Source organism: Jiangella sp. DSM 45060, from assembly GCF_900105175.1.
Lineage (GTDB): Bacteria > Actinomycetota > Actinomycetes > Jiangellales > Jiangellaceae > Jiangella.
Genome location: NZ_LT629771.1, coordinates 2,795,222 through 2,818,028, shown reverse-complemented (window position 1 = coordinate 2,818,028; position 22,807 = coordinate 2,795,222). Strand labels below are relative to the sequence as shown.

At 72.8% G+C, this 22,807-nt stretch carries 20 protein-coding genes and 1 pseudogene; 10 read left to right on the top strand and 11 right to left on the bottom strand.

Annotation, left to right across the window (positions count from 1 at the left end; translation table 11 throughout):
- Positions 1-66: 66 nt before the first annotated feature.
- Both BLU82_RS12695 and BLU82_RS12690 read right to left on the bottom strand, forming a co-directional pair.
- Positions 67-2,433 (bottom strand): excinuclease ABC subunit UvrA, encoded by a 2,367-nt coding sequence (locus tag BLU82_RS12695; protein ID WP_092620533.1) that lies wholly within the window; start codon positions 2,431-2,433, stop codon positions 67-69.
- Between the two features lie 38 nt (positions 2,434-2,471).
- Positions 2,472-2,882, bottom strand: a complete 411-nt coding sequence (locus BLU82_RS12690; RefSeq protein WP_092625757.1) for a VOC family protein — start codon at positions 2,880-2,882, stop codon at positions 2,472-2,474.
- Positions 2,883-3,070: 188 nt separating this feature from the next.
- Here BLU82_RS12690 and BLU82_RS12685 point away from each other — a divergent pair, with 188 nt between their 5' ends.
- The 3 genes from BLU82_RS12685 (at position 3,071) to BLU82_RS12675 (ending at position 5,632) form a co-directional block, all read left to right on the top strand.
- On the top strand, positions 3,071-3,574 hold the full coding sequence (locus BLU82_RS12685) for a TetR/AcrR family transcriptional regulator (RefSeq protein ID WP_197682911.1): 504 nt from the start codon (positions 3,071-3,073) through the stop codon (positions 3,572-3,574).
- A gap of 545 nt (positions 3,575-4,119) precedes the next feature.
- Positions 4,120-4,755, top strand: a complete 636-nt coding sequence (locus BLU82_RS12680; protein ID WP_092620527.1) for a bifunctional 2-polyprenyl-6-hydroxyphenol methylase/3-demethylubiquinol 3-O-methyltransferase UbiG — start codon at positions 4,120-4,122, stop codon at positions 4,753-4,755.
- Positions 4,748-5,632, top strand: a complete 885-nt coding sequence (locus tag BLU82_RS12675; RefSeq protein ID WP_092620524.1) for an oxygenase MpaB family protein — start codon at positions 4,748-4,750, stop codon at positions 5,630-5,632. The genes BLU82_RS12680 and BLU82_RS12675 overlap by 8 nt, the downstream gene beginning before the upstream one ends.
- On the opposite strand, the pseudogene BLU82_RS35685 reads toward BLU82_RS12675, so the two are convergent.
- The 4 genes and pseudogenes from BLU82_RS35685 to BLU82_RS12655 all read right to left on the bottom strand — a co-directional run.
- Positions 5,610-6,230: pseudogene (locus BLU82_RS35685) on the bottom strand (alpha/beta fold hydrolase); the annotation flags it as partial. The gene BLU82_RS12675 and the pseudogene BLU82_RS35685 overlap by 23 nt on opposite strands.
- A 100-nt stretch (positions 6,231-6,330) precedes the next feature.
- Positions 6,331-6,864 carry a hypothetical protein gene (locus BLU82_RS12665; RefSeq protein ID WP_197682910.1) on the bottom strand — a complete coding sequence of 178 codons (534 nt, stop codon included), beginning with the start codon at positions 6,862-6,864 and terminating at the stop codon, positions 6,331-6,333.
- 109 nt (positions 6,865-6,973) lie between these two features.
- The gene (locus BLU82_RS35980) at positions 6,974-8,521 is read right to left on the bottom strand and encodes an NAD(P)/FAD-dependent oxidoreductase (RefSeq protein WP_092620518.1); all 1,548 of its coding nucleotides are present in this window, start codon (positions 8,519-8,521) and stop codon (positions 6,974-6,976) included.
- A gap of 62 nt (positions 8,522-8,583) precedes the next feature.
- Entirely contained in the window at positions 8,584-10,737 is a 2,154-nt protein-coding gene (locus BLU82_RS12655; protein ID WP_197682909.1) for an MMPL family transporter, read from the bottom strand.
- Positions 10,738-10,965: 228 nt separating this feature from the next.
- On the opposite strand from BLU82_RS12655, the gene BLU82_RS12650 reads away from it, so the two are divergent.
- Together BLU82_RS12650 and BLU82_RS12645 are read left to right on the top strand one after the other, a co-directional pair.
- Positions 10,966-11,487, top strand: a complete 522-nt coding sequence (locus tag BLU82_RS12650) for a SigE family RNA polymerase sigma factor (RefSeq protein ID WP_231947782.1) — start codon at positions 10,966-10,968, stop codon at positions 11,485-11,487.
- Positions 11,484-12,413 (top strand): hypothetical protein, encoded by a 930-nt coding sequence (locus tag BLU82_RS12645; RefSeq protein ID WP_092620512.1) that lies wholly within the window; start codon positions 11,484-11,486, stop codon positions 12,411-12,413. The genes BLU82_RS12650 and BLU82_RS12645 overlap by 4 nt, the downstream gene beginning before the upstream one ends.
- Positions 12,414-12,554: 141 nt before the next feature.
- Here the strand turns inward: BLU82_RS12645 and BLU82_RS34135 are convergent, their stop codons facing one another.
- Complete coding sequence (locus BLU82_RS34135) at positions 12,555-12,713, bottom strand: hypothetical protein (RefSeq protein ID WP_157574251.1); 159 nt, start codon at positions 12,711-12,713, stop codon at positions 12,555-12,557.
- 363 nt (positions 12,714-13,076) lie between these two features.
- On the opposite strand from BLU82_RS34135, the gene BLU82_RS12640 reads away from it, so the two are divergent.
- The 5 genes from BLU82_RS12640 to BLU82_RS12620 all read left to right on the top strand — a co-directional run bounded on the left by BLU82_RS12640 (position 13,077) and on the right by BLU82_RS12620 (position 16,773).
- Positions 13,077-13,550, top strand: a complete 474-nt coding sequence (locus BLU82_RS12640; RefSeq protein ID WP_157740859.1) for a CHRD domain-containing protein — start codon at positions 13,077-13,079, stop codon at positions 13,548-13,550.
- A 50-nt stretch (positions 13,551-13,600) separates the two neighbouring features.
- A complete protein-coding gene (locus BLU82_RS12635; RefSeq protein WP_092620506.1) occupies positions 13,601-13,915 on the top strand; it encodes a helix-turn-helix transcriptional regulator in 315 nt (104 codons plus the stop codon).
- Positions 13,912-14,415 carry an SRPBCC family protein gene (locus tag BLU82_RS12630; RefSeq protein ID WP_092620503.1) on the top strand — a complete coding sequence of 168 codons (504 nt, stop codon included), beginning with the start codon at positions 13,912-13,914 and terminating at the stop codon, positions 14,413-14,415. The genes BLU82_RS12635 and BLU82_RS12630 overlap by 4 nt, the downstream gene beginning before the upstream one ends.
- The gene (locus BLU82_RS12625) at positions 14,412-15,218 is read left to right on the top strand and encodes an SRPBCC family protein (protein ID WP_092620500.1); all 807 of its coding nucleotides are present in this window, start codon (positions 14,412-14,414) and stop codon (positions 15,216-15,218) included. Before BLU82_RS12630 ends, BLU82_RS12625 begins: the two co-directional genes overlap by 4 nt.
- Positions 15,219-15,420: 202 nt before the next feature.
- Positions 15,421-16,773 (top strand): alpha/beta hydrolase, encoded by a 1,353-nt coding sequence (locus BLU82_RS12620; RefSeq protein WP_092620497.1) that lies wholly within the window; start codon positions 15,421-15,423, stop codon positions 16,771-16,773.
- On the opposite strand, the gene BLU82_RS12615 is transcribed toward BLU82_RS12620, so the two are convergent.
- The 4 genes from BLU82_RS12615 to BLU82_RS12600 are packed head-to-tail and all read right to left on the bottom strand — an operon-like array spanning position 16,737 to position 22,797.
- Positions 16,737-19,271, bottom strand: a complete 2,535-nt coding sequence (locus tag BLU82_RS12615) for an ABC transporter ATP-binding protein (protein ID WP_231947781.1) — start codon at positions 19,269-19,271, stop codon at positions 16,737-16,739. The genes BLU82_RS12620 and BLU82_RS12615 overlap by 37 nt on opposite strands.
- Complete coding sequence (locus BLU82_RS12610) at positions 19,268-20,899, bottom strand: MFS transporter (protein ID WP_092620494.1); 1,632 nt, start codon at positions 20,897-20,899, stop codon at positions 19,268-19,270. The genes BLU82_RS12615 and BLU82_RS12610 overlap by 4 nt, the downstream gene beginning before the upstream one ends.
- A 39-nt stretch (positions 20,900-20,938) precedes the next feature.
- Positions 20,939-21,877, bottom strand: a complete 939-nt coding sequence (locus BLU82_RS12605) for a carbohydrate ABC transporter permease (protein WP_092620491.1) — start codon at positions 21,875-21,877, stop codon at positions 20,939-20,941.
- Positions 21,874-22,797, bottom strand: a complete 924-nt coding sequence (locus BLU82_RS12600; protein ID WP_092620488.1) for a carbohydrate ABC transporter permease — start codon at positions 22,795-22,797, stop codon at positions 21,874-21,876. Before BLU82_RS12600 ends, BLU82_RS12605 begins: the two co-directional genes overlap by 4 nt.
- Between the last annotated feature and the right edge of the window lie 10 nt (positions 22,798-22,807).

The following is a 22,807-nucleotide window of genomic DNA, read 5'->3' as shown; positions in this document are numbered from 1 at the left end:
TTCCGGGTGGTATGTCACCACGCTACGGCCGGTGCCGGACGGGCCGCTTCTCGATTCCTGACGAGATCAGCCGGCGACGTAGTCGGCGAGGTGCTGGCCGGTGAGTGTGGACCGCGCCGCGACGAGATCGGCCGGCGTGCCCTCGAACACGACCTGGCCGCCGTCGTGGCCGGCGCCGGGCCCGAGGTCGATGATCCAGTCGCCGTGCGCCATGACCGCCTGGTGGTGCTCGATGACGATGACCGACTTGCCGGAGTCGACCAGCCGGTCCAGCAGGCCGAGCAGCTGCTCGACGTCGGCGAGGTGCAGGCCGCTGGTCGGCTCGTCGAGGACGTAGACGTCGCCCTTCTTCTCGGCCATCTGGGTGGCCAGCTTGAGCCGCTGCCGCTCCCCTCCGGACAACGTGGTCAGCGGCTGGCCCAGCTTGACATAACCAAGACCGACGTCGTCGAGACGGCCCAGGATGGCGGCTGCCGCCGGAGTCCTGGCGGCGCCGTCGGAGAAGAACGCCCGCGCCTCGCCGACCGGGAGGTCCAGCACCTCGGCGATGTTCAGCTCGCCCAGCCGGTAGTCGAGCACCGCCGCCTGGAACCGCTTGCCGCCGCAGTCGTCGCACGGCGTGGCGACGGTCTCCATGAAGCCCAGCTCGGTGTAGATGACGCCGGCGCCGTTGCAGGCCGGGCAGGCGCCCTCGGAGTTGGCGCTGAACAGCGCCGGCTTCACGCCGTTGGCCTTGGCGAACGCCTTGCGGATGGGGTCGAGCAGCCCGGTGTACGTGGCCGGGTTGCTGCGCCGCGAGCCCTTGATGGCGCTCTGGTCGACGGCGACGACGCCGTCGCGGGTCGACACCGAGCCGTGGATCAGCGAGCTCTTGCCCGACCCCGCGACACCGGTGACGACGACCAGCACGCCGAGCGGGATGTCGACGTCGACGTCCTGCAGGTTGTGCGCCGACGCGCCGCGGACCTCCAGCGTGCCCGACGGCGTGCGGACGGACGGCTTCAGCGCGGCTCGGTCGTCGAGGTGCCGCCCGGTGACGGTGTCGCTGCCGCGCAGCGCGTCGACCGTGCCCTCGAACACCACGTGGCCGCCGCCGGAGCCGGCGCCCGGGCCGAGGTCGACGATGTGGTCGGCGATGGCGATGGTCTCGGGCTTGTGCTCGACCACGAGCACCGTGTTGCCCTTGTCGCGCAGCCGCAGCAGCAGGTCGTTCATCCGCTGGATGTCGTGCGGGTGCAGCCCGACGGTGGGCTCGTCGAACACGTACGTGACGTCGGTCAGCGACGAGCCGAGGTGGCGCAGCATCTTGATGCGCTGCGCCTCTCCCCCGGACAGCGTGCCGGACGGCCGTTCGAGGCTCAGGTAGCCCAGCCCCAGCTCGACGAAGGAGTCGAGGTTCTGCCCCAGCGCCGTGAGCAGCGGCGCGACGGACGGTTCGTCGAGCCCGCGGATCCACTCGGCGAGGTCGGTGATCTGCATGGAGCAGGCCTCGGCGATGTTGATGCCCTTGACCCGCGACGACAGCGCCGGCTGGTTGAGCCGGGTGCCGCCGCAGTCGGGACACGCGGTGAACGTGGCGACCCGCTCGACGAACGCGCGGATGTGCGGCTGCAGGCTGTCGACGTCCTTGGACAGGAACGACTTCTGGATGCGCGGGATCAGCCCTTCGTAGGTCAGGTTCATGTTCTCGAACTTGATCTTCGTGGGCTTGCGGTAGAGGAGGTCGTCGAGCTCCTCGGCGGTGTACTTCGCGATGGGCTTGTCGGGGTCGAAGTAGCCGGACGCGGCGAAGATGCGGACGTTCCAGCCGTCGGCGTTGTAGCCGGGGATGGTGAACGGGCCCTCGCTGAGCGACTTGCTGTCGTCGTAGAGCTGCGTGAGGTCGATGTCGGAGACGCTCCCCCGGCCCTCGCAGCGCGCGCACATGCCGCCGTGGTAGACGGCGTCGCGGACGACGGTCTTCTCCCCCGACTCCTTCGTCATGACGCCGCTGGCCTTGCGGGCGGGCACGTTGAACGAGAACGCCGGCGGCGGCCCGATCTGCGGCTCGCCCAGCCGGCTGAACAGGATGCGCAGCATGGCGTTGGCGTCGGTGACGGTGCCGACGGTCGAGCGCGGGTTCGCGCCCAGGCGCTCCTGGTCGACGATGATCGCCGTCGTCAGGCCCTCCAGCAGGTCGACGTCGGGGCGGTTCAGCGACGGCATGAAGCCCTGCAGGAACGCGCTGTACGTCTCGTTGATCATCCGTTGCGACTCGGCCGCGATGGTCTCGAACACCAGTGAGCTCTTGCCCGAGCCGGACACGCCGGTGAACACCGTCAGGCGGCGCTTCGGCAGCTCGACGCTGACGTCGCGCAGGTTGTTCTCCCGCGCGCCCTGCACGCGGATGAGGTCGTGGCTGTCGGCCTGGTGCGGCGCGGAGGCCTCGGTCATCGTGTCTCCATCTGTGTGTCCGTCCGTGCTGCGTGAGCTCAGCGCAGCTCGCTGATGCGGATGAGGTTGCCGGCAGGGTCGCGGACGGCGCAGTCGCGGACGCCGTACTGCTGCTGCATGGGCTCCTGGACGATCTCCGCGCCGCCGGCCTGCAGACGGTCGAAGACGCCGTCGAGGTCGTGGGTGGACATCAGGATGCCGGCATAGCTGCCCTTCGCCATCATCTCCGTGATGGTACGGCGCTCCTCCGACGTCACGCCGGGATCGGCGGCCGGCGGTTCGAGAACGATCGACGTGGCGGGCTGGCCGACCGGGCCGACGGTGATCCAGCGCATCCCCTCGTAGCCGACGTCGTTGCGCACCTCTAAGCCGAGGAGGTCGCGGTAGAACGCCAGCGCGGCCTCCGGGTCGTCGTGCGGCAGGAAGCTCGCCTGAATGGTCAGTTCCATGCCGTTCACGCTAGGCCGGGCCTGGTCAGGGGCGCTTCTCGATTCCTGACCGGCATCGCCCGTCTGGCATCGATGACATCGGCCGTTTGTCATCGATGCCACGGGGTAGGCTCGATCGGGTCTGAAAGCATATGTGGGGAGTTCTCCGGAAGCACGGGGAGCTCCCCACATCGACGAGAAGGGTGCCGATGCGGGCGGACGGACGGCGCAACCGAGAGGCGCTGGTGACGGCGGCGGCGAAGGTGTTCGCCGAGGCCGGCACGGACGCCCCGCTCGACGACGTCGCGCGGCGGGCCGGGGTCGGCAACGCGACCCTGTACCGCCACTTCCCCACCCGCCGGGCGCTGCTGGCCGCCGTCTTCGCCGACGAGTTGGCGGCGCTGCGTGACTACGCGGAGCTGCTGCGCGAGCAGGAGTCCCCGGCCGACGCGCTGCACGCCTGGCTGCGGGCGGTGGCGACGCAGCTGGCGCACACCCGCGACCTCGCCCTCGCCGCCGACGGCGACTGGTACCTGTCCGTGCGGGCGACGGTGTCCGGGCTGCTCACGGCCGCGCAGCGGGCCCGCGCCGTCCGCCCGGACGTCACCGCCGACGACCTGCTGGCCCTCGTCCGCGGGGCGGCGCTCACGTCCGGCTCGCCGGAGCAGCAGAGCCGCCTCCTCGACCTCGTCCGCCACGCGGTCGCCCGCTGACACCGATCACCACCCGCGTGGCCAACGCTCGCCCCCGGTCGACGCCCGACCCTCGGGAGCGGCCGGCCGCGTTCGCGCGGGGTGACACCAGCGTCAACCGTTGGCGTCCTCGTCACCCACCGCGTCGACAACTCTCCGGCCCGCTGCTCCGCTGACACCGATCATCACCCGCATCGCCGACTCCCCGCCGGCGCCCGTCCCCTGGGAGCGGCCGGCCCGATTCGCGCGGGGTGACGTCAGCGCCAACCGTTGGCGTCCTCGTCACCACCGCGACGACACCCTCCTACCGCGCCGGGCCGGCCTGCGGGCTGGTCGCGATCGGCCGTGCCCACCGGCAGCCCACCTGGCCGGCGACACCTGCGGCTCGACCTCGTCCACTGCCTCACAGCCGGCGCCCGTCCCCCCGGACCTGCCGGCCCTGTCCGCGCGGGGTGACACCAGCGCCAACCGTTGGCGTCCTCGTCACCACCGCGAGACGCAGGTCGCGGCGGAACCGGCGAGGCGCGCCGTGGTCAGGCGCGGACCGGCCGCCTAGGCTGGAACCGATGACCATCGAGGACCCGGACGAGGCCGCGCGGCGGCTGGCGGCGGTGTCGCTCGCGGCCGACGACCCCACCGGCTGGTTCGAGCGCCTCTACGCCGCCGCGGCCGACGGTGCCGCCGTCGTGCCGTGGGACCGCGGTGCGCCGCACCCGCTGCTGGTCGACTGGGCCGAGGGCCGCGACCTGGCGGGCAGCGCGCTCGTCGTCGGGTTCGGGCCGGGGTTCGACGCCGAGTTCCTGGCCGCCCGGGGCGCCACGACCACCGCGTTCGACGTCTCCCCCAGCGCCCTGACGGCCGTACGCGGACGGTTCCCCGGTTCGCCGGTCGACTACCGGACGGCCGACCTGCTGGCGCCGCCGCCGGAGTTCCGGCACACGTTCGGCCTGGTCGTCGAGATCATGACGGTGCAGTCGATGCCGCCGCCGTTCCACCCGCCGGCTATGGCGTCGGTGGCCGGGTTCGTCGCGCCCGGCGGCACGCTGCTGGTCGTCACGATGGTGGCCGACGTCCCGCCCGTGGACGGCCCGCCGTGGCCGCTCACCCGCGCCGAGATCGACGCGTTCGGGCAGGACGGGCTCACGCCGGTCGCGGTCGAACGACTGGAGCACTGGTGGCGCGCGGAGTTCCGCCGTGACTGACGACCTCGGCCTGTTCGGTCCCGGCAGCGTGAGCTGGCGGGTGCACCGCGAGCCGGTGCTGTGGCTGGCCGGCGTCCGCGCGCTGTACCTGCAGGCGCTGCACCCGCGCGCCGTCGCCGGGGTCGTGCAGAACTCCGACATCCGGCGCAACTGCTGGCCACGGCTCATGCGCACTGCCGAATACGTCGGCACCGTCGTCTACGGCACCACCGACCAGGCCGAGCGGGCCGGGCGCCGGGTGCGGCGCATCCACGACCGCCTTCGGGCGCACGATCCCCGCACCGGCGAGGAGTTCCGCGTCGACGACCCGCAGCTGCTGCGCTGGGTGCACGTCACCGAGGTCGAGTCGTTCGTGTCGACGGCGCGACGGGCCCGCATCGGCCTGTCCGACGCCGACGTCGACCGCTACTACGCGGAGCAGACCCGTGCCGCCGCGCTGGTCGGCCTCGATCCCGGCACCGTCCCGGCCAGCGCCGCCGAGGTCGCCGAGTTCTACCGGTCGATCCGGCCGGAACTGGCGCTCACGGCCGAGGCCCGCGACGCCGCCCGGTTCCTCACGCTCCCGCCGATGCCGGCCCGCTACGCCGTCGCCGGGCGGCCGGCCTGGCTCGGGCTGGCGGCGATGGCGGTCGCGCTGCTCCCCCGCTGGGCGCGGCGGCTCTACCGGCTGCCGGGCCTGCCGACGACGGACGTCGCGGCGTCGCTGACGGTGCTGGGGCTGCGCGGGCTGATCAACGCGCTTCCGGTGCGGGAGGGCCCGATCTACCGCGACGCGATGCGGCGGGCCGAGGCCGCAGCCCGGCCAGAAAGCGACGCAGCCGCCGCGTCACCTCGTCGGGACGCTCGAGCGGCGGGACGTGACCTGCTCCCGAGATGATCTCGAGCGTGGCGCCCGGAACGAGATCGGCCATGGCCTGCATCGACGCCCGCGGCGTGCGCGCGTCGCCACCGCCGATGAGCAACAGCGTCGGCAACCCCGCCGCCGAGCGCAGGCCGGACGTCCGGTCGGCCCGGTCGCGCATCGCCTCCAGCGCGCCGACGATGCCCGCTGCCGGCGGGCGGTACAGCATCTCCTCCAGCCGCGTTCGGGCCTCCTCGGGTGCGCCCGACGCCAGGAACTGCGCCGCGAGGTGGTCCGGCAGGGCTCTGACACCGCCGGCTCGCACCCGGCTGATCAGGTCGTTCCGGCCGGCCTTCCGCTCCGCCGTGTCGGCCTCCGCTCGCGCGTCCATGACGACCAGCGCCGCGACCCGCTCACGATGCCTGCGCAGGAACTCCAGCGCGACGTAGCCGCCCATGCTCAGCCCGCAGAGCACCGTCCGCTCGATGCCGAGAGCGTCGAGCAGGGCCGCGAGGTCGTCCGCGTAGACCCTCATGCCGTAGCCGCGGTCGGGGGCCTCGCTCAGGCCCATGCCGCGGAGGTCGGGGGCGATGCGGCGCCAGCCGTCGAGTGCGACGACCTGATCGCGCCACATCGTGCGGTCGAGCAGGAAGCCGTGGACGAAGAGGACGGCCGGCCCGGCGCCCAGGTCGTCGTAGGCGAGGCGCACCCCGTTCACGACGGCGTGCTTCGGGCTAGTCGCGCAGTTCCCGGTCATCGCGATGATCGGCGAGTCCGGTCGTCTCGCGCCGGGTGAGCTCCTTCATGTCCATGTCGACGCCGTCGACGGGCTGCCGCTCCATGCCGTACACGTGCTGGGCGAAGTCCATCCGGGCCAGGACCGCGTCGATCTCCTCGTGCTCGTCGGGCGGGAAGAGCTGGGCCGGGTCGCCGACGGCCACCCACTTGATCGGGACGAGCGAATGCGGCGGCAGCACGCTGCCGACATGCACGATGCCGTCGATGCGGACCTCCGTGCGCGTGCCGATGCGCGCGCCCTGATAGATCCGCACGCCCGTCGCCAGGAAGCACTCGTCCTCGATGGTGCAGCCCTTGAGCGACGCGTGCGGCCCGATCAGGACGTGGTCGCCGATCTCGACCGCGTCGCGGGCGGTGCTGCGGATGTTGAGGTTCTCACGAACGGCGCACTGCGCGCCGATGCGCACCGGTGAGCCGTGCGACTCGATCACCGCGCCGTACGAGACATGCGTCCGCGGCCCGATCGTCACGTCTCCGCAGATGACCGCGGTCGGCGCGACGTAGGCGGTGGGATCGATCTCAGGTCGTCTGCCTTGGTGCTCGATCAACATGAGCAGCCCGTGCACAGGCCGCGCGATCTCAAACCGCGAGCACCGCCATCGCCGCGGCGCGGCCGGGGATGCCGCTCACTCCCCCGCCGCGCCGGGCGCCGGCCCCGCACAGCAGCACCCGCGGGTGTTCCGTCTCGACGCCCCAGCGGCCCACGTCGGCCGGGGACTCGGCGAACGGCCAGGTGAGGTCGCGGTGGAAGATGTGCCCGCCGGGCAGGCCGACCGACGCCTCGAGGTCGACCGGCGTGCGCGCGTCGAGGCAGGGGCGGCCGTCGGCGTCGAGGGCGAGGCAGTCCTCGATCGGCTCGGCCAGGACGGAGTTCAGCGAGGCCAGCGTCGCCTTGACGGCCGCCGCGCGGGCGCCTTCGGGGTCGGACCGGAACAGCCGCGCCGGCAGGTGCAGCCCGAACAGCGTGATCGTGTGCGCGCCCGCCTCGCGCAGCGACGGCCCGAGGATGGACGGGTCGGTCAGCGAGTGGCAGTAGATCTCGCACGGCGGCAGCTCCGGCACCGACCCGGCCGCGGCCTGCGCGTACGCCGTCTCCAACTGGGTCAGCGACTCGTTGACGTGGAACGTCCCGCTGAACGCCGCCGCCGGGTCGACGTCGGACCGCAGCCGCGGCAGCCGCGTGAGCAGCAGGTTGAGCTTCAGCTGCGCGCCCTCCGGCGCCTCCCCCGGCGAGCCGGGCGACCCCAGCAGCCCGGCCAGCGTCGACGGCGCGCAGCCGGCCAGCACGTGCCCCGCACCGACCGAGCGCGCCACCCCGTCGGCGGTCTCGAACACCACCTCGCCGCCGTCGGCGTCGATCGCCGTCACCGTCGCCCGGGTGACGATGACGGCGCCCGCCGCCACCGCCGCGTCGCGCAGCGCCCCGCTGACCGCGCCCATGCCGCCGACCGGGACGTCCCAGTCGCCGGTCCCGTTGCCGATGACGTGGTACAGGAAGCACCGGTTCTGCCGCAGCGACGGCTCGTCGACGGCGGCGAAGGTGCCGATCAGCGCGTCGGTCGACACCACCCCGCGGACGACGTCGTCCTCGAACGACGAGCGCACGAGCCCGCCGATCGGCCGCTCGAACAGCGCCGTCCACGCCTCCGGCCCCACCAGCGCGCGGAACTCGTCGCGCGACAGCAGCGGCGCCGTCAGCGTCGGCGCGACCCGGCGGGCCACCTCGCCGGTCATCGCGTAGAACCGCTCCCACGCGTCGTGGTCGGCGGCCGAGGGGAACGACGCCCGCGTCGCCTCCCGCGACCCGGTGTCGACCAGCAGCCCGCCGTCGCCGACCGGCGTGTAGGACGAGTACCGGCGCCGCCGCAGCGTGATCGGCAGCGCCAGCTCGTCGACGATCTGCCGCGGCAGCAGAGACACCAGGTACGAATACCGCGACAGCCGGGCGTCGACGCCGGGGAACGGCCGCTCCGAGACGGCCGCTCCCCCGACGTGGCCGAGGCGTTCCAGCACCAGCACGCTGCGGCCGGCGCGGGCGAGGTAGGCGGCGGCGGTGAGCCCGTTGTGCCCGCCGCCCACCACGACGGCGTCGTACCGGGCCCGCAGCGTCGTGAGATCGTCAGCCATGCCGGCCATCCTCACGCGAACCCCGCCGCCGCGGCTACCCGGGACCGCCGTCAGCCACAACATCAGCCGACCCGGGTGAGCTCGCGCTCGGCGTCGGCGCCCGCGGACGGACGGGACCGGCGCAGCCACCGCGGCGCCCACCAGTTCGCGTTCCCGAGCAGCGCCATCACGGACGGCAGCACGACCGCGCGGATCACGACCGCGTCGATCAGCACCGCGACCGCCAGGCCGACCCCCATCTGCTTCATCTCCAGCACCCGCATCGCGGCGAACAGCCCGAAGACGGCCACCATGACGAGCGCGGCGCTGGTGACGGTGCCGGCGGAGGTGGTGATGCCCTCGCGGACGGCGGCGCGGATCGGCAGCCCCCGGTCGGCCGCCTCGCGGATGCGGCTGACGACGAACACGTGGTAGTCCATCGACAGCCCGAACAGGATCACGAACAGGAACAGCGGGATCCACACGACGACGGTGCCGGTGGAGGTGAAGTCCAGCAGCCCTTCGGCCCACGAGTACTGGAACACCAGCGCCAGCACGCCGAACGCGGCCACCGTCGACAGCAGGTTCACGAACACCGTGGTGAGGCCGACGACGACGGAGCGGAACGTCACCGTCATCATGACGAACGCCAGCACCAGGACGAACCCGATGATCCACGGCAGCTTCGAGGCCAGGTTGTCGTTGTAGTCGACACTGCCGGCGACGTCGCCCGTCACCGCCGTCTCGGCGCCGGGCACCCCGCCGACAGTCGCCGGGATGAGGTCGTCGCGCAGCACGTCCAGCGAGCGCGCGGCGTCGTCCGAGTCGGGCCCGAACGGCACGCCGACCCGCAGCGAGCTGAACCGCCCGTCCTCGGACTGCGCGACGACCGGCTCCTGGTCGTGCGCGAAGTTCTCGTCGGCGGCGGTACGGCCGGCCAGCTCCTCCAGCGCGGCGCGGACGTCACCGGACCGGTCCGCGGGCGCCTCGACGACGACCTCGTGCGCGACGCCGGTGCTCGGGAACGACTCGACCAGGCGGTCGTAGGTCTGCATGACCGGCAGGCTGCGCGGGAACGCGGCCTCGTCGGGGTTGGCCAGTTTGAGGTTCAGGGCGGGCGCGGCCAGCGCGAGCAGCGCCAGCACCGAGACGACCAGCGTCGCGACGGGGTGTCGCAGGGCGGGACGCAGCACGGCCGGCCAGAACCGCGGCGGCCGCTGCTGGTTCGTCAGCCGCCAGAGCACCGGGACGCGCGGGCGGTCGATGCGGTGGCCGAGCTTGGCCAGCAGCGCGGGCAGGACCGTCAGCGACCCGATGACGGCGATCGCGACGACGAGGATGGCGCCGGTGGCCATCGAGGCGAAGTTGACGTCGGCGGCGAGGTAGAGCCCGGCCATCGAGACCGCGACGGCCAGCCCGGACACCACGACGGAGTGGCCGGACGTGGCGGCCGCGATCTCCACGGCCTGCAGCGTGTCCCGTCCGCGGGCCCGCTCCTCACGCTCGCGGCGCAGGTAGAACAGCGAGTAGTCGACGCCGACCGCCATGCCGATGAGCAGCACCAGGTGCGTGACGGTGCCGCCGTCGGGCACCGCGTACGACGCCAGCGCGTACAGCCCGATCGCCGATCCGACCGACGAGATCGCCAGCAGCACCGGCACCCCGGCGGCCAGGATCGCGCCGAACGCGACCAGCAGCACCAGCAGCGTCACCGGCAGGCTGAGCATGGCGATGGTGCCGAGGTCCTCCTCGAGCAGGCCGAAGAAGTCCTTCATCACCGACGCCTCGCCGGCCTGCTCGACCCGCAGGTCCGGGTACTGCTCCTGCACGCCGGCGGTGACGTCGCGCAGCGCCTGGACGTCGTCCTCGGCCTGCTCCTCGTCAGCGGTCATCGCGATGGGGACGGTGACGGCGTCGCCGTCGGGCGCGGTGACCGGGTCGCCGACGGCCTCGACCTCGGGCAGCGCGGCCATCCGCTCCGCGATCTCCGCGGCCGCGGCGTCGGCGTCGCCGCCGGCCGGGGTGATCAGCACGTTCTCGGTGATGGGCGCCTCGAGGCCGCCCTCGTCGAGCATGCGGTCGGCCCGGCCGGCCTCGCCGATGCCGAGGTCGAGCTGGCTGGCCTGCTGGATGCCGGCGACGCTCATGGCGGCCAGGCACAGCACGACGAACGCGAACCAGCCGCCGATGGCGCGGCCGGGGTGGGTCGCGCTCCAGCGGGCGATCCGTACGGTCACGGGTGGACGGGAGTAGCGGGAGCTGGTGTGAGACACCGGGCGGCCCTCCGAGCAGTGATCAACAGGTCGTCAACCATGCTGGTCGGCCCGGCCCGGCAGCTCACTGGTGCCAGGTACCGGCCTGGGGTGGGGCTAGCCCCCGGATCTTTCTTCGGGTCCGCGACAACCCGGCGTCCGTGCGCTCCGTCTAGTGGGTGAGACAGGATGAGCGCACGAGGAGTTGGTGGAGTGAGCAGACGGCATGCGCGAGCTGACGAGTTCGTGGCCTACGTCGATGCGCGGCGCGGGTACCTGCGCCGCGTCGCCTACCTCGTGTGCGGAGACTGGCACGCCGCCGAGGATCTGGTGCAGACCGCGTTGCTCAAGCTGTACGCGGCCTGGCCCCGCATCCACACCGACGGCGCCGAGGACGCCTACGTCCGCCGCATCATCGTGCGGGCGCACCTGGACGAGAAGCGGCGGCCCTGGCGCCGCGAGCGCATCGGGCTCGACGGCATCGACGCCGCCGCGCCGGAGACGCTCTCGCTGGAGGACAGCGACGCGCTCGTCGGTGCGCTCAAGGCCCTGCCGCAGCGGCAACGCGCCACCGTGGTGCTGCGCTACTGGTGCGGGCTGAGCGTGGAGGAGACCGCCGACGACCTCGGCTGCACCACGGGCACGGTGAAGAGCCAGACCGCACGGGCGATGGCCGGCCTGCGCGCCTCCCTGTCGACCGACGACGTGACGACGACCGAGAGGCGATCGAGATGAACGAGGACGACCAGCTGCGCGAACGGTTCCGGCGCATGGGGTTCGCCGGCGAGCCGCCGATGGCCTCCACCGCGACGGACGACCTCGCGCGAGGACGGCGGCACCTGCGCCGGCGGCGTGCGGCCACGCTGACCGGCGGGGTCGTTGGGGTGGTCGCGGTCGCGGCCGGGGTGGCGTTCGCGCTGCCCGGCGGCGAGCCGTTCGGGGCCGAGGAGGTCCCGGTGGCCGGCCGCGGCGCCGGCGACGCACCGTCGTCGGCCCCCGCCGACCCGTCGGGCGACACCACCGCGACGCCGACGGAGGCGCCCACCAGCACGCCGACCGCGGCCGACACACCGCCCGGCGACGACTTCGGGTTCCCGGCCACGCGGCAGCTGCTGCTCGCCACCGCCGTCGAGCACCTCGATCCTGCGCACGAGCACCTGCCCGCCACGACCAGCGGCATCACCGGCGGCGGGACGAACGTCGGCACCAAGCTCGAGTGGCTGGTCGAGGGCGACGACGGCATGGGTCTCGTGCAGGTGGCGGTCACCGGGCCGGGCTACGCCGACGAGTACGAGTTCGCGCGCCAGGACTTCGCCGTCAACATCGGCTGCGAGATCGACACCGACCGGTGCACCGAGCAGCCGATCCCCGGTACCGACGAGACCGCACTGGTCGGCGCCGCGAATCCGGAGATGCACCTGCTGTTCAGCATCGTCTACGAGCGGGCCGACGGCTCCCTCGTCGGCATCGCGGTGAGCGATCTCTTCGGCAACAACAGCACGATTCCGCTGGCCGAGATGGACGTGTCGCTGGGCCAGGGCTTCGCGTTCGTCACCGACCCCGACCTGCAGGTCGCGTCCGACGAACTGGACGACGAGTCCGGCGTCGGCGCGGTCACGCTGCCGGAGGGCGCCGGCGAGACGCCGCTGCCGGAGGACTGACCGGCCACAGGCCGCACATGCCACGGTGCCGGCTGCCCCACGCTCATGGCGGAGGGCAGCCGGCACCGCGTCGCGTACTGCCGGGCTCGTGGTGGGGCGTCGGAGTGCGCCGGACGACGGAAGGCCGCGGGCGTCGCGGTTCTAGTCGTCCCAGCCGGACATGGCCCAGGCGGGATCGCCCATCTGGGTGCCGCCGCCGATCTGCATGATCTGGTTCCCGTCACGTTCGATCGGCCGCACCAGCCAGCTGTGGTTCTGTGCGTTCCAGGTCAACACGTACTCCGTGTCCCGGCGCAACATCGTGATCCTCCTGCTCCTCGCCGCCCGTCCCTGACAGCGATTCCGTCGGTCTCTGAACTCGCCCTGGACTCCCCGGCCGATGCCGGCCGGTGGAGGAAAACCCTGCCTCGTCGATGATCTACCGACTATCCCGCGGCCGCAACGCGAACGAGCCGCGCCACGCCGCGTTTCCCCAGGTCGAGCCCGCTGTGACGGCATTGGAACGCAAATTTCGTCCGTTCGGTATGGCGTGGACTGACCGAACGGACGATGCCCGCCGAGAATTTACGCGCCGGGCGGAATCCCTCCGGCAGCCGGCGCCGTAGAACCACGGGAGGTCCACACAGGCGACCTCCGCCACACTCGGTCCCGAAGGAGAGCATCATGCGCACCTGGCTCCTCCGTTCCGCGGCCCTGGTCACCGCAGCCGGAGCCGCACTCGTCGCGGGCGCCGTCCCCGCATCGTCCGGCGGTGGTGACGTCACCACCCTGCACACCGTGCTGACCGGAGCCGCCGAGCGGCCCGGACCCGGCGACCCCGACGGTCGCGGCGCCTTCGCCGCCGTCGTCCGGGGCGACACGCTCTGCTACACGCTCGTCGCGGTCCGCATCGAACCGGCGACGGCGGCGCACATCCACATCGCCCCGCCGACCGACCCCGGCCCGATCGTCATCGGCCTCGAGACGCCCGACCCCGTCAGCCACGGCTGCATCACCGCGGTCCCCGACGACCAGAACACGACCGAGACGCTCACCGAGAGCGAGCTGGCCGCCCTGCTGGCCGCGCCCGGCGACTTCTACGTCAACGTGCACAACGCCTCGTTCCAGCCCGGCGCGATCCGGGGGCAGCTCCGCTGAGACTGTATATCCTCTTGCGGTTATATAACTGAACGGCTAACGTCGATGACATGGCGACTGAACCGTTCGGCGTCCTCGCCGACCCGGCCCGGCGGCGCATCCTGGACCTCCTCCGCGAGCGCCCCCGGCTGGCCGGCGAGCTGACCGCCGCCGTCGGCCTGTCCCAGCCCGGCACGTCGAAGCACCTGCGGGTGCTGCGCGAGGCCGGGCTGGTCACCGTCCGCCCCGAGGCGCAGCGGCGCTGGTACGAGCTGCGGCCCGAACCGCTCGCCGAGATCGACGCGTGGCTCACGCCGTACCGCTGGATGTGGGCCGAGCGCTTCGACGCCCTCGACCGCCACCTCGACACCATGGACGACGAGTGACCGCCCCGGGCACCGTGCGCCGGGTCGGTGGCGGGCGGGTCGAGATCCGGTTCGAGCGCCGGTTCGCACACCCGCCGGCCAAGGTGTGGCGGGCCCTCACCGACCCTGCCGAGCTGCGCGGCTGGCGCTTCCCCGCCGTCGTCGAGCTCGATCTCACCCCCGGCGCGACCATCTGGTTCCACCCCACCGACGAACAGCGCACCCGCTTCGGCATGCCCGCCGACCCCGTCGCCGGCCGCGTCGTCGCCGTCGACCGGCCGCGGCTGCTGGAGTACACGTGGGGCACCGAGACCCTGCGCTGGGAGCTCGTCCCCGACGGCGACGGCTGCCTACTCGTCTTCGTCAACACCGTCGACGACGACGGTTCCGGCGCGGCCATCGCGACCGGCTGGCACGCCGGGCTGGAGCTGCTGGCGGCCACCCTCGACGCCCGTCCCATCGACTGGGACGTCTGGCAGCGCGCCGCTGACCTGGAACATCTCTACGAGGAGTCATCGTGACCGAGTCCCTGCACACCGACGGCGACCGCAGCGTGCTGCGCATGGAGCGCCGGTTCCGCCATCCGCGGGCGCAGGTATGGCGTGCCCTCACCGAGCCCGGCCACCTGAGCCAGTGGTTCCCCGCCCGCCTCGAGTTCGCCCTCGAAGCCGGCGCCGACGTCCGCTTCGACTGGGGCGACGGCAGCGGCCCGGCGGTCGACGGCCAGGTGGTGGAGGTGTCGCCGGGCCGGCTGCTGGCGTTCACCTGGGGCGGCGAGCTGCTGCGGTTCTCCCTGCGCGACGACGGCGACGGCTGCCTGCTGGAGTTCACCCACGTGTTCGACGACCACTACGGCGCGGCCAGCTTCGCGTCCGGGTGGGCGTCGTGCTTCGCCGGGCTGGGCCAGGTGCTGGCCGGCGAGCCCGTCACCGCCGCGTCGCCGTCCGCCGCCGAGCACGACGCGTTCGTCGACCGGTTCGGTCTCGGCGCCGGCGTCGCCTCGACCGTCGACGGTGAGCCGCGGGTGCGGTTCGAGCGGCAGCTCACGGCGCCGGCCGAGGTCGCCTGGCCGGTCGTCGAGCGCCTCGCCGGCGACTTGTCCGGCGGCGACCTGTCCGCCGATGCCCCGTCCGCCGGTGTCGTCGAGCGCGACGAGCCGAAGGCGCTCGCCTACACCACGCCGGGCGGCGCCCGGGTGCGCTGGGAACTGGGCGACGGCACCGGCCACGGCGCCCGCCTCGTCCTCACCGTCACCGGCCCTGCGGCCGACGACCCCACCTGGTCCGCCCGCGTCGCCGACCTCGCCCGCGAGCTCCGCGGCTGACCACCCGGCGCGCCCGGCTTCGCCGGCGCGTCCGGCCTCCCCCGGCCTCGCGGGCCCGCTCGGTGTGGCGCTGGCCAGCGTTCCAGGCCGGCCAGCGCCCCGCGGGGCTCACCCGGCGTCCGCTCGGCTGCCGGCGAGGTTCACGGCCGGGTGGTGACTTCCGTCATGGGTGCGGCGGGCGCGCGGTTCCTAGCGTGGCGGCATGCCCTACGGATACCTGTTCTCGACCCTCCTCCTCGCCCTCGGCACGCTGGCCGCGCTCGCACCGGCGCCGCGCCGGCACCCCGTCGTCGGGACGGTGAGCTTCGTGCTCGGGCTGGTGGTCAACGAGCTGCCGTTCCTGGCCCTGACCCTCCTCGCCGGGTCGACGGCGCTGGTGTTCGGGCAGGGCGACGTCGAGTCGGCGGGCGCGTGGGCGGTCGTCGGCGTCGCGGCACTGACGGCGCCCGGCCTGCTCGTCGTCGCGCGGCAGTCGATGGGTGCGCCGCGGACCGTCCGCTCGGCCGTCGCCGCGGCCCTGGGCGACGCCGCGGCCGAGCGGGTCGGCCGACGGACGCCGTGGGCATCGATCCTGTTCAGGCCGCTGTGGGTGCATCGCCGCGACGTCAGGCGCACCCGGAACCTCGCCTACGGCGACGCCGGCCGACGTCACCGCCTCGACGTCTACCGGCCCCGCGCCCCGCGGACCGGCGAGCCCGCGCCCGTCATCGTCTACCTGCACGGCGGCGGCTACTTCAGCGGCCACAAGAACCGCGAGGGCCGGCTGCTGCTGTACCGGCTGGCCGCTCGCGGCCACGTGTGCGTCAGCGCGAACTACCGGCTCCGCCCGCACACCGACTTCGCCGGCCACCTCGCCGACCTCCAGCGTGTGCTGGCCTGGGTCCGCGCCCACATCGCCGAGTACGGCGGCGACCCGGACCGCGTCATCCTCGCCGGCAGCTCCGCGGGCGCCCACCTGGCCGCCGTGACGGCGCTGTCGCCAGTGCCGGACCACGCCCAGGCGCCGACGCATGGGCCCGTTGCGGCCGCGCCGGAACGCCCCACGGCGCCGGGCCAGCCCGCCGCGACGGCCCGCCGTCCCGTGACGCCGGTGCCGGACGAACCCGCCGCGACCGCCGCCCGTCCCGCGGCGACGGACCGCTCGCAGGCGACGGTGCCGGACCAGCCCGCGGCGGCGCACCGTCCGCTGGCGGCGATCTGCCTGTACGGCTACTACGGCCACTACTACGGCATGGGCCCGGACGACCTGCCCGTGTCGTCGCCGCTGGGGTACGCCGCCGACGCGGCACCGCCGGTGTTCGTGGCGCACGGCGACCGCGACACGCTGGTCTCGGTGAGCGCCGCTCGCGAGTTCGTCGCGCACCTACGGGCAGCGTCGCCAAGCCCCGTCGTGTACGCCGAGCTGCCGGGCGCGCAACACTCCTTCGACCTGTTCCGCTCGGTGCGGCACGAGGCCGTGATCGACGGCGTCGAGGCGTTCGTGTCGTGGGTGGCCGGCGCCCCGGCCGGATCGGCGGGTCAGCGCGGCGCCACCTCCTCGCCGGCATCGGTCTGAGCCTCGCCGGTGCCGGCAGGCGGCGCGCCGCCGCCGGGCTGCGCGGCGCCGGCGCGGCGGTCGTCTGCCACCGGCCGGTCGGCGGACGAGCCACTGTCCCGCGCCGGCTCAGCCCCGGCAAGCCCGGCGCCGGCACCAGCCCGCTCAGCCTCGGCCAGTCCAGCCTCGGCGAGCCCAGGCCCGGCGAGCCCCGCGTGGGCTGGCCCGGCCCCGGCCCGCACAGCGTCGGTTGGCTCAGCCTCGGCAAGCCCGGCGCCGTCACCAGCCAGCTCAGCCTCGGCGAGCCCAGGCCCGGCGAGCCCCGCGTCGGCTGGCCCGGCCCCGGCCCGCACAGCGTCGGTTGGCTCAGCCTCGGCAAGCCCGGCGCCGTCACCAGCCAGCTCAGCCTCGGCGAGCCCAGGCCCGGCGAGCCCCGCGTCGGCTGGCCCGGCCCCGGCCCGCACAGCGTCGGTTGGCTCAGCCTCGGCAAGCCCGGCGCCGTCACCAGCCAGCTCAGCCTCGGCGAGCCCAGCGTCGGCCAGCTCAGCCCCGGCCAGCCCAGCCCCGGCCAGCCCGGCACCGGCTGGGCCAGCGTCGGCCGGTCCAGCGCCCGCGAGCACGTTGTCCGCCGTGGCGTCGGCGGCCGCGTGGTCGGCGGCGGGCTGGTCGAACTGGGTGCGGTAGAGCTGCGCATACCGGCCACTGGCCGAGAGCAGCTCCGGATGCGTCCCCCGCTCGACCACGCGACCGGCCTCGATGACGAGGATCTGGTCGGCCGACCGCACCGTCGACAGCCGGTGGGCGATGACGACGGCCGTGCGCCCTTCGAGCGCCTCGCCGAGCGCCTCCTGCACCGCCGCCTCGGAGGTGGAGTCGAGGTGCGCCGTCGCTTCGTCGAGGATGACCACCCGTGGCCGGGCCAGCAGTAGCCGCGCGATCGTCAGCCGCTGCCGCTCGCCGCCGGACAGCCGGTAGCCCCGCTCCCCCACGACGGTGTCGAGGCCGTCGGGCAGCGACGCCACCAGGGCCTCCAACCTGGACCGCCGCAGCACGTCCCACAGCTCGTCGTCGGACGCGGACGGCCGCGCGATGAGCAGGTTCTCGCGGATCGACTCGTGGAACAGGTGGCCGTCCTGCGTGACCATGCCCAGTGTCTCGCGCACCGACGCCGTGGTGAGGTCGCGGACGTCGACGCCGTTGAGGCGGATGGCGCCGGAGTCGACGTCGTACAGGCGCGGGAGCAGCTGTGCGATGGTCGACTTCCCGGCGCCGGACGACCCGACCAGCGCGACCATCTCGCCCGGCGCCGCCGTGAACGAGACGCCGTGCAGGACTTCGTCGCCGCCGCGGGTGTCGAGCATGGCGACCTCTTCCAGCGAGGCCAGCGACACGTCGGACGCCGCGGGGTAGCTGAAGTGGACGTCGTCGAACTCGACGGCGACCGGGCCGGCGGGCACCGAACGGGCGTCGGGCTTCTCGACGATGAGCGGTTTGAGGTCGAGCACCTCGAACACCCGGGCGAAGCTGACCAGCGCGCTCATGACCTCGACCCGCGCGCTGGCCAGCGCCGTGAGCGGCGCGTACAGGCGGGTCAGCAGCAGCGCCATGGACACGACGGCGCCGGCGTCGAGTTGGTCGCGCAGCGCGTAGAACCCGCCCAGGCCGTACACCAGGGCCAGCGCCAGTGCGCCGACCAGCGTCAACGCCGTGACGAAGATCCACTGCACCATGGCGGTGCGCAGCCCGATGTCGCGCACCCGCCGGGCCCGGACGGAGAACTCGGCCGACTCGCGTTCGGGCCGGCTGAACAGCTTCACCAGCGTGGCGCCGGGAGCGGAGAACCGTTCCGTCATCTGCGTGCCCATGACGGCGTTGTGGTTGGCCGCCTCGCGTTCGAGCCGGGCCAGCTTGCCGCCCATGCGCCGCGCCGGCAGCACGAACACCGGCAGCAGCGCCAGGGCGAGCAGCGTGATCTGCCACGAGATGCCCAGCATGACGACGAGCGCCAGCACCAGCATGACGACGTTGCTGACGACGCCGGAGAGCAGGTCGCTGAACGCCCGCTGCGCGCCGATGACGTCGTTGTTGAGCCGGCTGACGAGGGCGCCGGTGCGGGTGCGGGTGAAGAACGCGACCGGCATCTTCTGCACGTGGTCGAACACCGCCTGGCGCAGGTCGAGGATGAGCCCCTCACCGATGCTGGCCGACAGCCAGCGTTGCACCAGGCCGACGCCCGCCTCGGCGACGGCGATGACCGCGATGACGACCGCCAGCCCGATGACGTAGCCCTGCGACGACCCCTCCATGATGGCGTCGACGACGCGGCCGGCGAGCACCGGCGTGGCCACCGCGAGGACCGCCGTCACGATGCTCAGCGCGGTGAACGCCACCAGGTAGCGCCGGTGCGGCTGGGCGAACGCGAAGATGCGGCGCAGTGTGGCGCGCGAGAACGGGCGGGTGTCCTGCTGCGCGTGCATCGCGTTGTAGAGCGCGTTCCACGCGGTGACCTCCATGCTCATCGGACCGGCACCTCCGTGGCGGGATCGACGGCGGACGGCGGCGCGTCCCCGCGCGCGGCGTCCCCGGACGCGGCGTCCCCGCCGGAACCGGCGTCGACACCGACCCGCCGCAGCAGCACCGCCGCCAGCACCGCGCCGGCCAGGACGGCCAGGGCGCTGACCACCGCGGTGGCCTGCAGCCCGTCGGTGAACGCGGCACGCGCGGCGTCGAGCAGCGGGCCACCGACGGCGTCGGGCAGCGTGGCCGCGACGGCGGTGGCGCCGGCCAGGGTGTCGCCCGCCGCAGCGGCGGCGTCGCCGGGCAGCTCGGAGGGCACGGAATCGCTCATACCCGAACGGTAGACGGCGGTACCGACACTGCCGAGGATCGCGAGGCCGAGGGCGCCGCCGAGCTCGTTGCTCGTCTCCGACGCGGCCGACGCGGCGCCCGCCTTCTCCGGCGGCGCGGCCCGGATGACGAGGTCGGTGCCGAGCGCCGCCTGCGGCGTGAACCCGGCCGCCATGACGCACGTCCCGGCGATGAGCACGCCGAACCCGGACGAGCCGTCGATCTGCGTCATCAGCGCGATGCCGGCGGAACTGACCAGCAGGCCGCCGCTGATGACGTACCCGGGCCGGACGTAGCGCACGAGCAGCGGCGCGGCCATCATGCCGATCATCATCGCGCCGGTCATCGGCAGCACCCACAGGCCCGCACGCAGCGGCGACAGCCCGTGCACGAGCTGGAGGTACTGCATGACGAACAGGTTCAGGCCCATCATCGCGAACGTCGCGGTCGTCATGACGCCGAGCGTCACGCCGAACGCGCGGTTCCGGAACAGCTCGATGTCGATCAGCGGGTCGTCGAGCGAGCGCTGCCGCCGCACGAACAGGACGGCGAACACCAGCCCGGCGGCGATCGCGGCGACCAGCAGCCAGCCGAACCCGTCCGACGCGAGTTTCTTGATGCCGTAGATCACCGGCAGGACGGCGGCCAGCAGCAGCACGGCGCTCAACAGGTCGAGCCGTCCGGCGCGCGGGTCGCGGTACTCGGGCAGCAGGAACGGGCCGGCCACCAGCAGCAGCACCATGACCGGCACGCCGACGAGGAACACCGAGCCCCACCAGAACACCTCCAGCAGCGCGCCGCCGACCAGCGGTCCGATGGAGCCGCCGACCATGAAGCTCATCATCCACAGCGAGATCGCGGTGGTGCGCTGGCGGTCGTCGAGGAACATGTTGCGGATCAGAGACAGCGTCGACGGCATCAGCGTCGCGCCCGCGATCCCCATGAGGGCCCGGGCGCCGATCAGCATCTCGGGGCTGGTCGCGTAGGCGGACAGGACGGATGCCACGCCGAACGCGGCGGCGCCGATGAGCAGCAGCTTCCGCCGTCCGATCCGGTCGCCCAGCGACCCCATCGTGATGAGGAAGCCGGCGATCAGGAAGCCGTAGATGTCGGTGATCCAGAGCAGTTGCGACGACGACGGCGCGAGGTCGGCGCTCAGGTGCGGCACGGCCAGGTGCAGCACCGTCAGGTCCATGATCACGAGCATCGCCGGTAGGCTGAGGACGGCCAGCGCGGTCCATTCCTTCGCGCCGGCCAGCGGCGGGCCGTGATCGGTTTCGGTACGTGCTTCGAACGTCATGCGGACAAGTCAAGTACCTCAACAATGGTTGAGGTCAACTCATTTGAGCACCCCGGCGGTCAGCCCGGCCTGCACCTGCTTCTGGAAGACGATGTAGACGATCAGCACAGGCAGCAGCGCGATCACCAGGCCGGCGAACAGCGCCGACCAGTCGGCCCGGAAGCCGGTACTCGTGGCCAGCGTGCCCAGCCCCTGCGCCAGCACCTTCTTGTCCGGGTCCTGCATGATGACCAGCGGCAACACGTACTGGTTCCAGTGGCCGAGGAAGTTGAACAGGGCGAGGCTGATCATGCCGGGCCGGGCCATCGGCAGCATGACCTTCCAGAACAGCGTGAAGTGTGAGCAGCCGTCGACGATCCCGGCCTCGGCGATCGACGTCGGCAGCGTCCGGAAGAACGCCGTGAGGAAGAACACCGTGAACGGCATCGAGAACGCGGTGTACACCAGCGCCAGGCTCAGATAGCTGTTCAGCCCGAGGAACTGCCCCACCACCGGCAGGTTGCCGAGGTTCCGGACCACGAAGAACATCGGGACGAGCGCGAGGAAGACCGGCAGGATCAGCCCGCCGACGAACAGGTAGTAGACGAACCGGTTGCCCGGGAAGTCGTACCTGGCCAGGACATACGCGCCCATCGCGCCGAACAGCATGGTCAGCGTCAGCGACATCGCGACGACGATGACGCTGTTGACGAAGTACTGGCCGATGTTGGCCGCCGACCACGCCCGCGAGAAGTTGTCCCACTGGAAGCCGGACGGCAGGCCGAGCGGGTCGACGCGGAACTCGCCGTTGGTCTTGAACGCGGACATGATCGCCCACAGCAGCGGCAGTGCCGTGATGAGCCCCCAGAACAGCAGGAACCCGCCGTTGAGCAGGCCGACCGCCTTCTCCCCCACGCCGACGCCGGGCATCCGGCCGCGGCCGCCCCCTCCGCCACCGCTGCCATCGGACACGCGCGGCGGCGCCTCTGTCGTCGTCATGCCAGCTCCACCTTCTCCCGTCGCAGGCCGCGCATGAAGACCACGGCGACGAGCATGGTCAGTACGAGCATGAGGACGCCGATCGCGGCGGCGTAGCCGAAGTCGGACTCGGCGAACGCCTCGCGGTACATCGCGATGCCGAGGACGTCGCCGGCGCCCTGCACGCCGCCGTTGATGCCGAGCATGATGTGCACCGTCGCGAACCCGTCCATCGCCTGGATCGCCATGTACACCCAGCCCACCTGCACGGTGTCCCACACCAGCGGGACGGTGATCTTGCGGAACGTGGTGAGCCGGCTGGAGCCGTCGAGCAGCGCCGCCTCGTAGATGTCGCGCGGGATCGACTGCATCGCCGCCGAGAACAGCACCACGTAGAAGCCGACGAACGACCACGTCATGACGAGCACGACGATCCAGATCAGGTAGTTCGGCTCGGCCAGCCAGAGCCGTTGCAGCCCGTCCAGCCCGACGGCGCCGAGCACCCGGTTGAGGATGCCGCCGGCGTTCTCCGGCGCGAATACGTACTTGAAGACGATGCCGATGATCGCGACGGAGAGCACCTGCGGGAAGAAGTACACGACCTTGTAGATCGACGCGCCGCGCACGCCCGTCACCGCTCCCCCGCGCCGGCGGCCGCCGACGTTGAGCATCGACGCGAAGAACAGGCCGAGCAGCAGGGTGAGGACGGGCACGACGAGCACCAGGATCAGGTTGTTGCGCAACGCTGTCCGCAGCTGGTCGTCGTGCCACATCTCCACGTAGTTGTCGAACCCGATGAACGTCTGGGTCGAGGTGAAGCCGCTCCAGTCGGTCATCGAGATGTAGATGGCCTGGAGATACGGCGACAGCATGTAGATCGCGTAGATCCCGACCGGTGGCAGCAGGAAGGCCAGGATGAAGGGATACTTGCCGTGCCGCATGCCCGTGCTC

Excerpts from the sequence above, each read along its gene's own strand:
- BLU82_RS12605 (WP_092620491.1), bottom strand. The coding sequence starts at position 21,877 with ATGACGACGACAGAGGCGCCGCCGCGCGTGTCCGATGGCAGCGGTGGC.
- BLU82_RS12615 (WP_231947781.1), bottom strand. The coding sequence starts at position 19,271 with ATGAGCATGGAGGTCACCGCGTGGAACGCGCTCTACAACGCGATGCAC.
- BLU82_RS35980 (WP_092620518.1), bottom strand. The coding sequence starts at position 8,521 with ATGGCTGACGATCTCACGACGCTGCGGGCCCGGTACGACGCCGTCGTG.
- BLU82_RS12620 (WP_092620497.1), top strand. The coding sequence starts at position 15,421 with ATGCCCTACGGATACCTGTTCTCGACCCTCCTCCTCGCCCTCGGCACG.
- BLU82_RS12600 (WP_092620488.1), bottom strand. The coding sequence starts at position 22,797 with ATGCGGCACGGCAAGTATCCCTTCATCCTGGCCTTCCTGCTGCCACCG.
- BLU82_RS12680 (WP_092620527.1), top strand. The coding sequence starts at position 4,120 with ATGACCATCGAGGACCCGGACGAGGCCGCGCGGCGGCTGGCGGCGGTG.
- BLU82_RS12640 (WP_157740859.1), top strand. The coding sequence starts at position 13,077 with ATGCGCACCTGGCTCCTCCGTTCCGCGGCCCTGGTCACCGCAGCCGGA.
- BLU82_RS12610 (WP_092620494.1), bottom strand. The coding sequence starts at position 20,899 with ATGACGTTCGAAGCACGTACCGAAACCGATCACGGCCCGCCGCTGGCC.
- BLU82_RS12635 (WP_092620506.1), top strand. The coding sequence starts at position 13,601 with ATGGCGACTGAACCGTTCGGCGTCCTCGCCGACCCGGCCCGGCGGCGC.
- BLU82_RS12690 (WP_092625757.1), bottom strand. The coding sequence starts at position 2,882 with ATGGAACTGACCATTCAGGCGAGCTTCCTGCCGCACGACGACCCGGAG.
- BLU82_RS12695 (WP_092620533.1), bottom strand. The coding sequence starts at position 2,433 with ATGACCGAGGCCTCCGCGCCGCACCAGGCCGACAGCCACGACCTCATC.
- BLU82_RS34135 (WP_157574251.1), bottom strand. The coding sequence starts at position 12,713 with ATGTTGCGCCGGGACACGGAGTACGTGTTGACCTGGAACGCACAGAAC.
- BLU82_RS12685 (WP_197682911.1), top strand. The coding sequence starts at position 3,071 with ATGCGGGCGGACGGACGGCGCAACCGAGAGGCGCTGGTGACGGCGGCG.
- BLU82_RS12645 (WP_092620512.1), top strand. The coding sequence starts at position 11,484 with ATGAACGAGGACGACCAGCTGCGCGAACGGTTCCGGCGCATGGGGTTC.